The sequence below is a fragment of the Streptomyces ficellus genome (genome assembly GCF_009739905.1).
GTDB lineage: Bacteria > Actinomycetota > Actinomycetes > Streptomycetales > Streptomycetaceae > Streptomyces > Streptomyces ficellus_A.
Map to the genome: position 1 here is coordinate 5,949,451 of NZ_CP034279.1, position 13,418 is coordinate 5,962,868.

14 protein-coding genes are annotated in these 13,418 nt (G+C 73.4%); 9 read left to right on the plus strand and 5 right to left on the minus strand.

Features of this window, described 5'->3' with window-relative positions:
- Positions 1-22 precede the first annotated feature (22 nt).
- The gene (locus EIZ62_RS26645) at positions 23-256 is read left to right on the plus strand and encodes a chaplin (protein ID WP_156695221.1); all 234 of its coding nucleotides are present in this window, start codon (positions 23-25) and stop codon (positions 254-256) included.
- A gap of 139 nt (positions 257-395) precedes the next feature.
- The gene (locus EIZ62_RS26650) at positions 396-1,214 is read left to right on the plus strand and encodes a chaplin (protein WP_156695222.1); all 819 of its coding nucleotides are present in this window, start codon (positions 396-398) and stop codon (positions 1,212-1,214) included.
- 70 nt (positions 1,215-1,284) lie between these two features.
- Here EIZ62_RS26650 and EIZ62_RS26655 read toward each other — a convergent pair whose 3' ends face one another.
- Positions 1,285-1,473, minus strand: a complete 189-nt coding sequence (locus EIZ62_RS26655) for a DUF5703 family protein (RefSeq protein WP_005319466.1) — start codon at positions 1,471-1,473, stop codon at positions 1,285-1,287.
- A 47-nt stretch (positions 1,474-1,520) separates the two neighbouring features.
- Here EIZ62_RS26655 and EIZ62_RS26660 point away from each other — a divergent pair, with 47 nt between their 5' ends.
- Positions 1,521-2,180, plus strand: a complete 660-nt coding sequence (locus EIZ62_RS26660; protein WP_156695223.1) for a hypothetical protein — start codon at positions 1,521-1,523, stop codon at positions 2,178-2,180.
- Between the two features lie 91 nt (positions 2,181-2,271).
- On the opposite strand, the gene EIZ62_RS26665 is transcribed toward EIZ62_RS26660, so the two are convergent.
- Both EIZ62_RS26665 and EIZ62_RS26670 read right to left on the minus strand, forming a co-directional pair.
- A complete protein-coding gene (locus tag EIZ62_RS26665) occupies positions 2,272-4,470 on the minus strand; it encodes a helix-hairpin-helix domain-containing protein (RefSeq protein ID WP_156695224.1) in 2,199 nt (732 codons plus the stop codon).
- Positions 4,467-5,450 (minus strand): aldo/keto reductase, encoded by a 984-nt coding sequence (locus tag EIZ62_RS26670; protein ID WP_156695225.1) that lies wholly within the window; start codon positions 5,448-5,450, stop codon positions 4,467-4,469. The genes EIZ62_RS26665 and EIZ62_RS26670 overlap by 4 nt, the downstream gene beginning before the upstream one ends.
- A 166-nt stretch (positions 5,451-5,616) precedes the next feature.
- Between EIZ62_RS26670 and EIZ62_RS26675 the strand changes: the two genes are divergently transcribed.
- Both EIZ62_RS26675 and EIZ62_RS26680 read left to right on the plus strand, forming a co-directional pair.
- Entirely contained in the window at positions 5,617-6,669 is a 1,053-nt protein-coding gene (locus tag EIZ62_RS26675; RefSeq protein ID WP_156695226.1) for an LLM class F420-dependent oxidoreductase, read from the plus strand.
- 289 nt (positions 6,670-6,958) lie between these two features.
- Positions 6,959-7,750 carry a ferritin-like domain-containing protein gene (locus EIZ62_RS26680; protein WP_156695227.1) on the plus strand — a complete coding sequence of 264 codons (792 nt, stop codon included), beginning with the start codon at positions 6,959-6,961 and terminating at the stop codon, positions 7,748-7,750.
- A 16-nt stretch (positions 7,751-7,766) separates the two neighbouring features.
- On the opposite strand, the gene corA is transcribed toward EIZ62_RS26680, so the two are convergent.
- Positions 7,767-8,762 (minus strand): magnesium/cobalt transporter CorA, encoded by a 996-nt coding sequence (gene corA / locus EIZ62_RS26685; RefSeq protein ID WP_156696612.1) that lies wholly within the window; start codon positions 8,760-8,762, stop codon positions 7,767-7,769.
- Positions 8,763-8,815: 53 nt separating this feature from the next.
- Between corA and EIZ62_RS26690 the strand changes: the two genes are divergently transcribed.
- The 4 genes from EIZ62_RS26690 to mshC all read left to right on the plus strand — a co-directional run bounded on the left by EIZ62_RS26690 (position 8,816) and on the right by mshC (position 12,306).
- Positions 8,816-9,502: a histidine phosphatase family protein gene (locus EIZ62_RS26690; protein WP_156695228.1), complete on the plus strand. Its 687-nt coding sequence runs from the start codon at positions 8,816-8,818 to the stop codon at positions 9,500-9,502.
- Between the two features lie 64 nt (positions 9,503-9,566).
- A complete protein-coding gene (locus EIZ62_RS26695; protein ID WP_156695229.1) occupies positions 9,567-10,157 on the plus strand; it encodes a DUF3090 domain-containing protein in 591 nt (196 codons plus the stop codon).
- Complete coding sequence (locus tag EIZ62_RS26700) at positions 10,121-10,948, plus strand: SCO1664 family protein (protein WP_156695230.1); 828 nt, start codon at positions 10,121-10,123, stop codon at positions 10,946-10,948. Before EIZ62_RS26695 ends, EIZ62_RS26700 begins: the two co-directional genes overlap by 37 nt.
- A 128-nt stretch (positions 10,949-11,076) precedes the next feature.
- Positions 11,077-12,306 carry a cysteine--1-D-myo-inosityl 2-amino-2-deoxy-alpha-D-glucopyranoside ligase gene (mshC, locus tag EIZ62_RS26705; RefSeq protein WP_156695231.1) on the plus strand — a complete coding sequence of 410 codons (1,230 nt, stop codon included), beginning with the start codon at positions 11,077-11,079 and terminating at the stop codon, positions 12,304-12,306.
- A gap of 97 nt (positions 12,307-12,403) precedes the next feature.
- Here mshC and EIZ62_RS26710 read toward each other — a convergent pair whose 3' ends face one another.
- The gene (locus tag EIZ62_RS26710) at positions 12,404-13,399 is read right to left on the minus strand and encodes a PAC2 family protein (protein WP_156695232.1); all 996 of its coding nucleotides are present in this window, start codon (positions 13,397-13,399) and stop codon (positions 12,404-12,406) included.
- Positions 13,400-13,418 lie beyond the last annotated feature (19 nt).

The window sequence follows — 13,418 nt, forward strand, 5'->3', positions numbered from 1 at the left end:
GCATTGCCAACAAGGAGGAATAATGATCAAGAAGGTCGCCGCTGTCGCGGCCGCCACGGGCGGACTGGTCCTGGCTGGCGCGGGCATGGCCATGGCCGACGCGGGCGCCCAGGGTGCCGCCGTGGGCTCCCCCGGTGTCATCTCGGGCAATGTGGTTCAGGTCCCCATCCACATCCCGGTCAACGCCTGCGGCAACACCGTGAACGTCATCGGTCTGCTGAACCCGGCCTTCGGGAACGTCTGCGTCAACGACTGACGTTGAGCCTCGACCCTTAGTGGTCCGAGCCCGGCCGGCCCCGGAGCGCGCGCCATGCGCTCCGGGGCCGCTGGACATTCGTACCCCCGGGCGCTGTGCCCGGGGGTATTCCGGAAGCCTAGAAGGCAGGGAACCAGCTATGCGACAGGTCACGCGAAAGGGCCTGACCATCGTGGCGGCCGCGGGTGGCGTACTCGCCCTCGGCGGCGGATTCGCCCAGGCGCACACGGGCGCCGACGCGCACGGGGCTGCGACGAATTCCCCGGGCGTCGCGTCCGGGAACAACGTGCAGGCGCCGGTGAGTGTGCCGGTCAACGCGTGCGGCAACACCGTGAACGTCGTCGGTGCACTCAACCCGTCGTTCGGGAACAAGTGCGTCAACAAGTCCAGCGGCGCCAAGGCGGAGGGCGTCGCGGCGAACTCCCCGGGCGTCGCGTCCGGGAACAACGTGCAGGCGCCGGTCAACGTGCCGGTCAACGCGTGCGGCAACAGCGTGGACGTCGTCGGGGCGCTCAACCCGTCGTTCGGCAACGGCTGCGGCAACGGTCACCAGCACACCCCCGGCAACCCGGGGAACCCCGGTGACCCGGACGAGCCCGGTAACCCGGGAGACCCGGACGAGCCGGGCAACCCCGGTGACCCGGACGAGCCCGGTAACCCGGGAGACCCGGACGAGCCGGGCAACCCCGGAGACCCGGACGAGCCCGGTAACCCCGGTGACCCGGACCAGCCCGGCAACCCGGACGAGCCCGGTACGCCGGGGACGCCGGACAGCCCGGACGAGCCCGGTTCGCCGATCGAGCCGAACGAGCCCGGCGCGCACACCGTCACCCCGCCCAAGGCGGAGGACGAGCTGGCGCTGACCGGTGCCGCTCCGCTCGGCATGCTGATCCCGGCGGGCGCGGGCCTGCTGCTCGGCGGCACGGTCCTCTACCGTCGCACCCGGCAGTCCTCGTAGTCCCCGCCCCCGCGGAGACGACGGAGCGGGCCCCGGCATCGCGGGGCCCGCTCCGTGCTGCTCGCCACCCTCACCAGGTGGCGCGCACCTGACGGATGATGCGCCGGCGCAGCCGCACACGGCGGCTGCCGTCCCGGTGCAGACTCAGTCGGTCCAACTCCCAGTGTCCGTACTCGGCATGGTCGGTCAGCAGACGGGTCGCCTCCTTGCGGGAGACCCCGCGAGGTACGTACACGTCGACAAATTCGTATTCCGGCATCGCATCTATTGTGCGGGCACGGCCCCGGTACGGATAGCGTCTGCACTATGTCTGATGCTGCGCAGCCCACCGCTGCCGAGGTACGTGCCGCCGCCGAGGCGGTCAAAGCCGCACTGGACCGTCACCTGGAGGCGGTCGAGAACCGCACGGGCGATGACGACCCGGCCGTCTACGCCGCCTTCAACGAGCTCGCCACCGCCGCCGAGGCCTACGACGAGCGCCTCTACGACCGCTACGACGAGGTCACCCCGTTCGAGATCCCCGGCGTGGAGGACTCCCTGCCGCCCTACGAGGGCCCGGACGAGCCGAACGCGCTGACCGTACTGATCCGCCGGGACTACGCGGTGGTGGAGCCACAGCGCCTGCTGGCCCAGTCCCAGCGGATCGCCGACCTGGACCGGGAGGACGACGCGCCCGAGACGGTCGCGGTGGTGGGCAGGAGCGTCCACGCCGCGCTGGGCGTGCTGTTCGGCGAGTTCGAACCGGACGAGATCGCGTCCCGGCACAAGGAGTTCGGCCTGGAGGAGGGCGACTCCACGCTGTGGGTGGCCGCCTCGGACGAGCTGCCGGAACCGGGCGAGTGGCTGAGCACCCCGTTCGACCAGGCCGACCCGGGCCGGGTGATCTGCCGGTTCGACGTGAGCGCGGTGTTCGACGAGGACGACATCCACGGCGACCCGGAAGACGCCCGCCCGAACCCGGCCTGACCCGCCGGGCTCGCCCTGCCGGACGAGTCCCGGCAGGGCGGCCCCGGGTGCCGGCCCCCGGCGCCGGCTTCGGTTACCGGCGTGGGGCCGGTCAGTCCTCCTGGGACGTGAGCAGGGCCTCCAGGAGCTGCCGGAGGCGGGTCGTGCGGGGGCGGGGGAGCGCTTCGGCCACCGCGCGGGGGAGGGCCTGGTCCACACCGTGGACCACCGAGAGGTGCCGCTCCCCGCGACCGAACGCGGTGTAGACCCACGACCGGTCCAGCGCGTCGGCCGCGTCGCCGGGGAGGACGACGACCGCCGCCGGCCAGCGCATGCCGACCGCCTGGTGCGCGGTCAGCGCCCAGCCGTGGCGGAGCGCCGATTCGACCCGGTCCTTCGGGACGACGATCCGCTCGCCCTCGCAGTCCAGGTGCAGCCCGTCCGCGTCGGCCGAGAGCACCGTGCCCGGCACGGTCCGTCCGGGGGCGGGCGCGTAGGCGACCCGGTCGCCGGGGTCGAATCCGCCGAAGCGGCTCGGCCCCGGGTTCAGCCGCTGCTTCAGCGCGGTGTTGAGCGCCCGCGTCCCCGCCGAGCCGCCGTGGCCGACGGTGATCACCCGGGTGTCCTCGGACGGTACGCCGAACGCGCGCGGCACCGAGTCGGCGACCAGCTGGACCGTCCGGTGCACCGCCTCGCCCGCGTCCCGCACCGGGACGATCACGACTTCCTTGCCCGGCGCCTCGACCTGGTTCAGCTCACCGATCCCGATGCCGGAGACCAGCTCTCCGATCGGGCCGGGGTCGGGTGTGCGCGACGCGATCTGCGGACAGGCGCGCGCCGCGAGCACATCGGCGAAGACCCGCCCCGCGCCCGCCGACCACAGCACCCCCGGGTCGCCGCCGAGCACCAGTCGGCAGCCGTCGGGCAGCGCCTCCACCAGCATCGCGGCGGTCTCCACGTCCAGCTGGGGGGCGTCCAGCACGACCAGCAGGTCCAGGGCGAGCGCGCCGTCCTCGTCGCGCCCCGGCCCGGCCGTCCCGGCCAGCAGCCCGGCGACGGTGACCGCCCCGGCGTCCGTGCCGAGTCTGCGGCGGCCGTTCTCCGTGTAGGTGGCCACGGCCGCCCGCAGCCCCAGGTCCCGGGCCGCCCCGGCGAGGGCGACCGCCTCGGCCCGGGCCGCCTCGCCGCCCGTGTGCGCGACGAGCCCGTGCCCGGCGACCGCGCGGGTCAGCTCGGTGGGCGGGGCGTCCTGCCAGCGGGTGTCCGGGCCGGACCGGGCGAGCCGGGCCAGACCGTCCGCGAGGCTCTCCTCCGCGAGCGCGTACCGGTCGAGCCCCAGCAGCACCGGAACCGGCTCGGCGCCGGCCGCGCCCTCCTCGCCGGCCTGCCCGTCCTCGTCCTCGTCCGCGTCACCGCCCCCGAGCTCGTCGAGGCCGTCGTGGAAGACCAGCACCGCGCCCTCGGCGATGGCGTGCTGGACCGCCTCGTCCGGCTCGGGCACCGAACGCTCCGCGAGTGCCGCCCGCACGGCCGTGGCCTCCAGCGCCGTGTGCCCCTGGAGGGCCGCCCGCTGGAGCACCCAGCCGATGAGCGCGACGGTCCGGCGCTCGTCGCCGGGGCCGCACTCCGCCCCGAGCAGGGCCCTGGCGAACCCGTCGGCCTGCTCGGGGCGCACCCCGGGTACCGACAGCAACTGCCAGGGGTCCTCGCGCAACACGTCCGCCGCCGTGGCGCCCAGGACCGTGGCCACCTGCGCGGCGAGCGCTTCGGGCGCGCCGCCCTCGCCCAGCACGGCCCGCACGGCGGCGACCGTCTCCGGCGCGGCCGCCCGCGCGGGACGGACGGGTTCGGCGGGGGCGGCCTGCGGGGTGGGCGCGGCGGGCTGGGGCGCGGGCCGGCGCGGGGCGGGGGGCGGGGTGTCGAAGAAGGCCGTCCCGGACGTCTTGCCGCTCTCCACCGCCCGTACGGCGGCCAGCAGGTCGGCGGCCTGGCCGCTGAGCTTGCCGCCCGCCTCGATGGGGTGGTCCTTCTCCGCCTTGCGCTGCTCGATGCGCGCCCGCAGTTCCCGCTGTGCGGCCAGCTCGGCCGCCGCCTCGGTCACGTCCGCGCCCGTGCCACCGTCCTCCGCGCCCGGAGCCGTCCCCTCGGCCCCACCCCGATCGGCCACAGCCGGATCGGCACCGCCCGCGCCGTCCCCGCCGTCCGTGTCCGTGGTGTCGTCCGCGGCCGGGGGAGCGTCGGCGGGTGCGGCGGCGTCCTGGTCGTCATCGGCCGGGGAGCCGGGGGTTGCCCCCCGGGGAAGCGCGGTCACAGCGTGCTCCAGTCCTGATCGGGATAGCGGTGCACGGGCGCCGACACGTCGTCGAGCGCCCGGCGGATCTCGTCAGGAAGACTAAGGGTCTCCACTGACAACGCCGCCGCGAGCTGTTGCGCGTTGCGCGCGCCCACGACCGGGGCGGCCACGCCCGGCCGGTCGCGCACCCATGCCAGTGCCACCTGGAGCGGGGTGGCCGCGAGCCCGTCGGCGGCCGTGATCACCGCGTCCACGATCCGGGTCGCCGGGTCGTCCAGGTACGGCTCCACGAAGGGTGCCAGCCGGTCCGACGCGCCCCGCGAGCCGGACGGGGTGGCGTGCCGGTACTTGCCGGTGAGCACCCCCCGCCCCAGGGGTGACGAGGGGAGCAGCCCCACGCCCAGGTCGAGGGCGGCGGGCAGCACCTCCCGTTCCACGCCGCGCTGGAGGAGGGAGTACTCCATCTGGGTGCTCGCCAGCCGGGCCCGCCCGCCGCCCGGGGCGAGCTGCCAGGTCGCCGCCTTGGCCAGCTGCCAGCCGCAGAAGTTGGACACGCCGACGTACCGGGCGCGGCCGCTGCCGACCGCGATGTCGAGGGCCTGGAGCGTCTCCTCCAGGGGTGTCGCCGGATCGAAGGCGTGGATCTGCCACAGGTCCACGTAGTCGGTGCCGAGGCGCTCCAGGGACGCGTCGAGCGCGGCCAGCAGGTGTCCGCGCGATCCGTCGAAGCGGCGGTCGGGGTCCGGGACGCTGCCGGCCTTGGTCGCTATGACGAGGTCGCGGCGCGGGACGAGGCGTTCCACGAGCTGCCCGAGCAGGTACTCGGCCTCGCCGCCGCCGTACACGTCCGCCGTGTCGACGAGGGTGCCGCCGGCCTCCCAGAACGCCTTCAGCTGGTCCGCCGCGTCGTGCTCGTCGGTGTCGCGCCCCCAGGTGAGGGTGCCGAGGCCGATCCGGGACACACGCAGGCCGGTACGGCCGAGATGCCTCTGCTCCATGGCCGCGAGATTACTGGCCAGAGGCCCACGCGGAGAGAGCCTGTGGACAACCTCGTCCCGGTGCCGGGCCCGTTCCCCTCCTGACGGCGGCGGGGCCCGCGCGCTAGAGTCCGGACGCAGATCGTTACTGGTCAGTAAAAGAGTCGATGAGTAAGGGGACCCGGCTATGCGGCTCGGCATCAACCTCGGCTATTGGGGCGCGGGCATGGACGGCGACAACCTCGCCGTCGCCCAGGAGGCGGACCGCCTCGGCTACGACGTCTGCTGGGCCGCGGAGGCGTACGGCTCCGACGCCCCGACCGTCCTGGCCTGGGTCGGCGCGCAGACCGAGAACATCGACCTCGGCTCCGCGATCATGCAGATCCCGGCCCGGCAGCCCACCATGACCGCGATGACGGCCGCGACCCTCGACTCGCTCTCCGGCGGCCGTTTCCGGCTCGGCCTCGGCGTCTCGGGCCCGCAGGTGTCGGAGGGCTGGTACGGCGTGAAGTTCGACAAGCCGCTCTCCCGCACCCGCGAGTATGTAGAGATCGTCCGCAAGGCGATGGCCCGTGAGCGGCTGACCCACGAGGGCGAGCACTGGACGCTCCCGCTGCCCGGCGGCCCCGGCAAGCCGATCAAGCTGACCGTCCACCCGCAGCGCGAGCACATCCCCCTGTACATCGCGGCGATCGGCCCGAAGAACCTGGAGCAGACCGGCGAGATCGCCGACGGCGCCCTGCTGATCTTCCCCTCCGCCGAGCACCTGGAGGAGACCGCGATCCGGCACATCCGCGCGGGCCGCGAGAAGGCCGGCGCGACGATGGACGGCTTCGACGTGTGCCCGACGGTCCCGCTGGCCCTCGGCGACGACGTCAACGGCCTCGCCGACATGTTCCGCCCGTACACCGCGCTGTACGTCGGCGGCATGGGCAGCCGCAAGCAGAACTTCTACAACCAGCTCGCCCAGCGCATGGGGTACGAGAAGGAAGCCGCCGAGATCCAGGAGAAGTACCTCTCGGGCGACAAGGCGGGCGCCGCGGCCGCCGTCCCGCACCGGCTGATCGACCAGACCACGCTGCTCGGTTCCGTCGAGCGGATCGCCGACCGCATGCAGGCCTACGCGGCGGCGGGCGTCACCACCCTCACCCTCGCCCCGGCCGGCTTCACGCTGGACGAGCGGCTCGCGGCGCTGCGGGCGGGCACCGAGGCCCTGGAGCGGGCGGGCCTGGTGGACTGACGGCCCGGCCGAAGTCTGCGGCCGTGGTGGGGGCTCGGGGTCATCCCCGCCACGGCCGTCACGCTGCACAACGCCCCGAGCCCCTCCGGGGTTACTGCCCGGGCGCCTCCCAGGCCGGCGGGCGCCGCCCCGCCGCGCCCCGCGCCCCCGCTGCTCCGCCATCCGGCGGACTTCGGGCGGACTTCCCCGCCGTGCTGTTGCGAGGCCCTCCACACGGCATTTGACTCGCGTCGCGGACTTTGCGGACTTTGCGGATGTGCGCACAGACGCGCGTATGGAGGTGGCAATCATGCTGTCGGCCCGAAGCCTGTTCCAGGAGATCGTCGAGAACGACGCCTCCTACCAGCTGTTCTGTTCCATCGCGGCCAGCGGGGAGGCTCAGGGCGGCTGGGAGAACGCCCGTATCGCGGCCCTCCTCCCCGAGAGCATGCGGGACCTCGCCCCCAAGGTCACCCGGCACGGCGCGGACGAGGACAAGCACGGCCGCATCTTCAACGCCCTGCTCAAGAAGCGCGGCCTCGAACCGGTGGCCGTCCCGCCGGAGACCGACTACACGATGCTGCTGGAGCAGCGCGGCATCGGCCTGGCCCACGAGAAGCTGCGCCGTGACCAGCGGCTGACGGAGGAGGACGTCCTCGTCTACCTCTCCCACAGCCGGGTCACCGAACAGCGCGCGGCCGACCAGATGGACATGCTCGTCAAGTACTTCGGCGACCATCCCGAGGTCGGCAAGGCCATCCGCATGATCTGCAACGACGAGGACAACCACCTCGCCTACTGCCATGAGGAGTTGCTGGGCCTCGCCTACGCCGGCCACGGCCGCACCATCCAGCGCACGCTGCGCGAGTGCGCGCTCGCCGAGATCGGCGTCTACCGCGACGTCAGCCTCGCGGTCATGGACCACATGGGCCGCGTCCTGAAGTGGCCGGGCGCCAAGCGGGCGGCGCTGGCGCTGGGCATCCGGGCCATGTACGGGTACGAGAGGGTCGGCGGCTGGCGGCGCATGGTCGACCTCAGGATGCCGGAGCCGGAGCGGCGCAACGCGCTCGGCGGTCCGGCGGAGCCCGCCCCGGCCTTCTGACGGCCCCCCGGCCGTCCTACAGCCATCCGCGGCGCTTGAACAGCCGGTACAGGCCGACGACCGCCACGGCCATCAGCACGATCACGAGCGGATAGCCCCACACCTGGTGGAGCTCCGGCATGTGGTCGAAGTTCATGCCGTAGACGCCTGCGACCATCGTGGGCACCGCCGCCATCGCCGCCCACGCCGAGATCTTGCGCATGTCGTCGTTCTGCCGCACCCCCATCTGGGCGAGGTGGGCCGACAGGATGTCCGAGAGCAGCCGGTCGAGCCCCTCCACCTGTTCGGTGGCACGGGTCAGATGGTCGCTGACGTCCCGGAAGAACGGCTGGGCGTGGTCGCTGACGAACGGCACGCCCGGGCTCGCGAGCCGGGCCATCGGCGCGGCCAGCGGGCCGGTGGCCCGGCGGAACTCCAGCACCTGCCGCTTGAAGGTGTAGATCCGCGCCGCGGTGTTCTTGTCGCCGCCGGTGGGCTGGAAGACCTCCGTCTCCATCTCCTCCAGGTCCACCTGGAGCTCGCCCGCCACCTCGATGTAGTGGTCCACGACCGCGTCGCTGATCGCGTACAGCACGGACGTCGGCCCGTGCCGGAGCACCTCCGGCTCCGACTCCAGCCGCTTGCGCACGGCCGTCAGGGGCGCGCCCTCGCCGTGCCGGACGGTCACCACGAACGAGTCGCCCACGAACACCATCAGCTCGCCGGTGGTGACGGTGTCGCTCTCGGGTTCGTACACCACCGGCTTGAGCACCATGAACAGCGAGTCGTCGTACACCTCCAGCTTGGGCCGCTGGTGCGCCTTGAGGGCGTCCTCCACGGCCAGCGGGTGCAGGCCGAACTCCTCGGAGACGTGGTCGAACTCCTCCTCCGTAGGCTCGTGCAGCCCGATCCACAGGAACGCGTCGCCCGAGTCGGCGGCCCGCGCGGCGTCGAGGGCGTCGGAGAAGTCGGACGGGCCCTCGCTGCGGTGCCCGTCCCGGTAGATGGCGCAGTCCACGATCACGGCGCGTATTCTCCCCCGGCCCAGGGCGCCCCGCACCCATGAAGCCGCCTAGGCTGGCAGGCATGGCCACGTTGATCCTCGTACGGCACGGACGCTCCACCGCCAACACCGCCGGCGTGCTCGCGGGCTGGACGCCCGGGGTCGCCCTCGACGAGCGCGGCTCGGCGCAGGCCGCCGCGCTGCCGGCCCGGCTGGCGGGGGTGCCGGTCGCGGCCGTCGTCTCCAGCCCCCTCCAGCGGTGCCTGGAGACCGTCCAGCCCCTGCTGGACGCCCGGCCCGACCTGCCGCTGCACACCGACGAGCGGATCGGTGAGTGCCACTACGGCGACTGGTCGGGGCGCAAGCTCGCCGAACTCGCCGACGAGCCCCTCATGGACGTCGTCCAGCGCCACCCGTCGAACGCCGCGTTCCCCGGCGGCGAGTCGATGCGTGCCATGCAGGCCCGTGCCGTCGACGCCGTGCGCGACTGGAACGCGCGCGTGGAGGCGGACAGCGGGGAGGACGCGGTCTATGTGATGTGCTCGCACGGCGACATCATCAAGTCGCTCGTGGCCGACGCGCTCGGCATGCATCTCGATCTGTTCCAGCGGATCCATGTGGATCCTTGTTCCGTGACGGCGATCCGTTACACCCGTCTGCGGCCCTCTCTTCTGCGGCTGGGCGACACCGGCGACTTCGCCGGGCTGATCCCGAGGGTGGAACCGGCCGGGGAGGCCGCCGAGGTGGGCGGCGGCGCGGGGGCGCCGTGATCGAATCGCACAGTAGGGTGGACGGGCCGCAGCGACGTCCGAACTGAAGCAAGGGAGAGGGAACGTGTCCCGTCAGGTGTTCCTCTATGACCCACCGGAGCGGTTCGTGGCCGGTACGGTCGGGTTGCCTGGCCGTCGTACGTTCTTCCTCCAGGCCTCCGCCGGCGGCCGGGTCACCAGTGTCGCCCTGGAGAAGACCCAGGTGGCCGCGCTCGCGGAGCGGATCGACGAACTGCTCGACGAGGTGGTGCGGCGTACCGGGGGCAATGCTCCGGTGCCGGCCGTGGCGCCGTCCGACGTCTCCGACACCGCGCCGCTGGACTCCCCGGTGGAGGAGGAGTTCCGGGTCGGCACGATGGCGCTGGCCTGGGACGGCGAGGAACAGCGCATGATCGTCGAGGCGCAGGCGCTGGTCGAGCTGGACGTGGAGTCCGAGGAGGACCTCGCCGAGGCCGAGGAGCGGCTGCTCCAGGACGAGGAGAACGGCCCGCCGATGCTGCGGGTGCGGCTCACCGGGGCGCAGGCGAGGGCGTTCGCCAAGCGTGCCCTGGACGTGGTGAACGCGGGCAGGCCGCCGTGCCCGCTGTGCAGCCTGCCGCTCGATCCGGAAGGACACGTATGCCCGCGCCAGAACGGATACCGCCGGGGGGCCTGACGGCGGTGGAGCTGCTCGACCTGCTCGCCAAGGGTGAGCTGACGGTACGCGGCCAGGTTCGCGAGGCGTCCAACGCGGTGCTGTTCTGTTCGGTCGCGTACGAGGGCCGGGAGGCCGACTGCGTGTACAAGCCCGTCGCGGGCGAGCGGCCCCTGTGGGACTTCCCCGACGGGAACCTGGCGCAGCGGGAGGTCGCGGCGTACGAGGTGTCGGAGGCGACCGGGTGGGGCCTGGTCCCGCCGACCGTGCTCCGTGACGGCCCGTTCGGGCCGGGCATGGTGCAGCTGTGGATCGAGGGCGACCCGTCCGCCGCGCTCCTGGCGCTCGTCGAGGACGAGGAGCCGGGGGAGGGCTGGAAGGCGGTGGGGTTCGCGGACGTGGGCGAGGACCGTACCGCCCTGCTGGTGCACGCCGACGACGTACGCCTGCGGCGGCTCGCCGTGCTCGACGCGGTGATCAACAACGGGGACCGCAAGGGCGGCCACCTGCTGCCCGCCCCGGACGGCCGGCTGTACGCCATCGACCACGGCGTGACCTTCAACGAGGACGACAAGCTGCGCACGCTCCTGTGGGGCTGGGCGGGCGAGCCGCTCCCGGAGGAGGCCCTGGACGTCCTGGCCCGCCTGGAAGCCGCCCTGGCGCCCGACGCGCCCCTCGCCGCCCGCCTCGCGGAGCTGATCACCCCGGCGGAGGTCGGGGCGGCGCGCTCCCGGGTTGCCGCCCTGCGCACCACGGGCCGCCATCCCGAGCCGTCGGGCCAGTGGCCCGCCATCCCCTGGCCGCCGGTCTGACGCCGTTCCCCCACGTGCGCGGGCCGGTGTCCGACGCACAGGTCGGGTGATCGCGCAAGAGGGCTTATCCGGTCATCATTTCCGCATCCGGTTCGTATCCGGAACAGGCATCCGGTTACGCTCGTGACATGCATGCCTGGCCCGCTTCTGAGGTCCCCGCCCTGCCCGGCAAGGGCCGCGACCTCCGGATCCACGACACCGCGACCGGTGGACGAGTGACCCTCGACCCCGGCCCCGTCGCCCGTATCTACGTCTGCGGCATCACGCCGTACGACGCGACCCACCTCGGTCACGCGGCGACCTACAACGCGTTCGACCTCGTTCAGCGCGTGTGGCTCGACACCAAGCGGCAGGTCCACTACGTCCAGAACGTCACCGACGTGGACGACCCGCTCCTGGAGCGGGCGATTCGCGACAACATCGACTGGGACAGCCTCGCCGAGCGTGAGACGTCACTGTTCCGCGAGGACATGACCGCCCTGCGGATGCTGCCGCCCCAGCACTACATCGGCGCCGTCGAGGCCATACCCGGCATCGTGCCGCTCGTCGAGCGGCTCCGGGACGCGGGCGCCGCGTACGAACTCGACGGCGACGTCTACTTCTCCGTCGAGGCGGACCCGCACTTCGGCGAGGTCTCGCACTACGACGCCGAGTTCATGCGGGCGCTGTCCGCCGAGCGCGGCGGCGACCCGGACCGCCCGGGCAAGAAGAACCCCCTCGACCCGATGCTGTGGATGGCCGCCCGCGAGGGCGAGCCCAGCTGGGACGGCGCGAGCCTCGGCCGTGGCCGGCCCGGCTGGCACATCGAGTGCGTGGCGATCGCCCTGGACCACCTCGGCATGGGCTTCGACGTCCAGGGCGGCGGCTCCGACCTGGTCTTCCCGCACCACGAGATGGGCGCCTCGCACGCCCAGGCGCTGACCGGCGAGCACCCGTTCGCCAAGGCCTACGTGCACGCCGGCATGGTGGCCCTGCACGGCGAGAAGATGTCCAAGTCCAAGGGCAACCTCGTCTTCGTGTCGGCGCTGCGCCGTCAGGGCGTCGACCCGGCCGCCATCCGCCTCGCCCTGCTGTCGCACCACTACCGCGCCGACTGGGAGTGGACCGACCAGGTCCTCCAGGACGCCGTGGAGCGGCTCGACCGGTGGCGCGCCGCCGTGTCCCGCCCCGACGGGCCGCCGGCCGACACGCTGCTCGACGAGGTCCGTGAGGCCCTCGCCGACGACCTGGACGCCCCGGCCGCCCTGGCGGCCGTGGACCGCTGGGCCGCCCGCCAGGCGGCCGAAGGCGGTACGGACGAGGGCGCGCCGGGGCTCGTCTCGCGGACCGTGGACGCCCTGCTCGGCGTCGCCCTGTAGCCCGGCCCGCACCACTGCGGGCACCCGTGGACGACGGGGCGGGGCGGCACCTCACCGGAGGTGCCGCCCCGCCCCGTCGTGCGTCGTGCGTCGCTGCTCAGTCCTCGGACGTGTCCGGGGAGCCGCCCTCCGCGTCGTCCCCGCCACCGGCGCCCGGGTCCTCCGCCTTGGGCGGCTTCGGCGGGCGCGTCCGGCCGCTGGAGGTGTCGCGCAGGTACGAGCTGTCGCCGAGTTCCGTGGCGTGCCCCGGGCCGCCGTCCCGCCGCCGCAGGTACCGCTCGAACTCGCGCGCGATGGCCTCGCCCGACGCCTCGGGGAGTTCCGCGGTGTCCCGCGCCTCCTCCAGCGTCTGCACGTACTCCGCCACCTCGCTGTCCTCCGACGCCAGCTGGTCCACGCCGACCTGCCAGGCCCGCGCGTCCTCGGCCAGCTCACCCAGCGGGATGCGCAGGTCGATCAGGTCCTCCAGCCGGTTGAGCAGCGCCAGCGTCGCCTTCGGGTTCGGCGGCTGCGACACGTAGTGCGGCACCGCCGCCCACAGGCTCACGGCGGGGACGCCCGCGTGCGTGCAGGCCTCCTGGAGGATGCCGACGATGCCCGTCGGCCCCTCGTACCGGGTCTCCTCCAGGTCCATGGTGCGCGCCAGGTCCGGGTCGGACGTGACGCCGCTGACCGGCACCGGGCGGGTGTGCGGGGTGTCGCCGAGCAGCGCGCCCAGGATCACCACCATCTCCACGCCCAGCTCGTGGGCGAAGCCGAGCAGCTCGTTGCAGAACGAGCGCCAGCGCATCGACGGTTCGATGCCGCGGACCAGCACCAGGTCGCGCGGCTTCTCGCCGCCGATCCGGACCACCGAGAGCCGGGTGGTCGGCCAGGTGATCTTCCGTACCCCGCCGTCCAGGTACACCGTGGGCCGGTTGACCTGGAAGTCGTAGTAGTCCTCGGCGTCGAGCGCCGCGAACACCTCGCCCTTCCATTCCCGTTCCAGGTGCGCGACCGCGGTGGAGGCGGCGTCGCCGGCGTCGTTCCAGCCCTCGAACGCGGCCACCATGACCGGGTCGATCAGCTCGGGAACCCCCTCGAGCTCGATCACCCAGGCCTCCTTCCGAAGT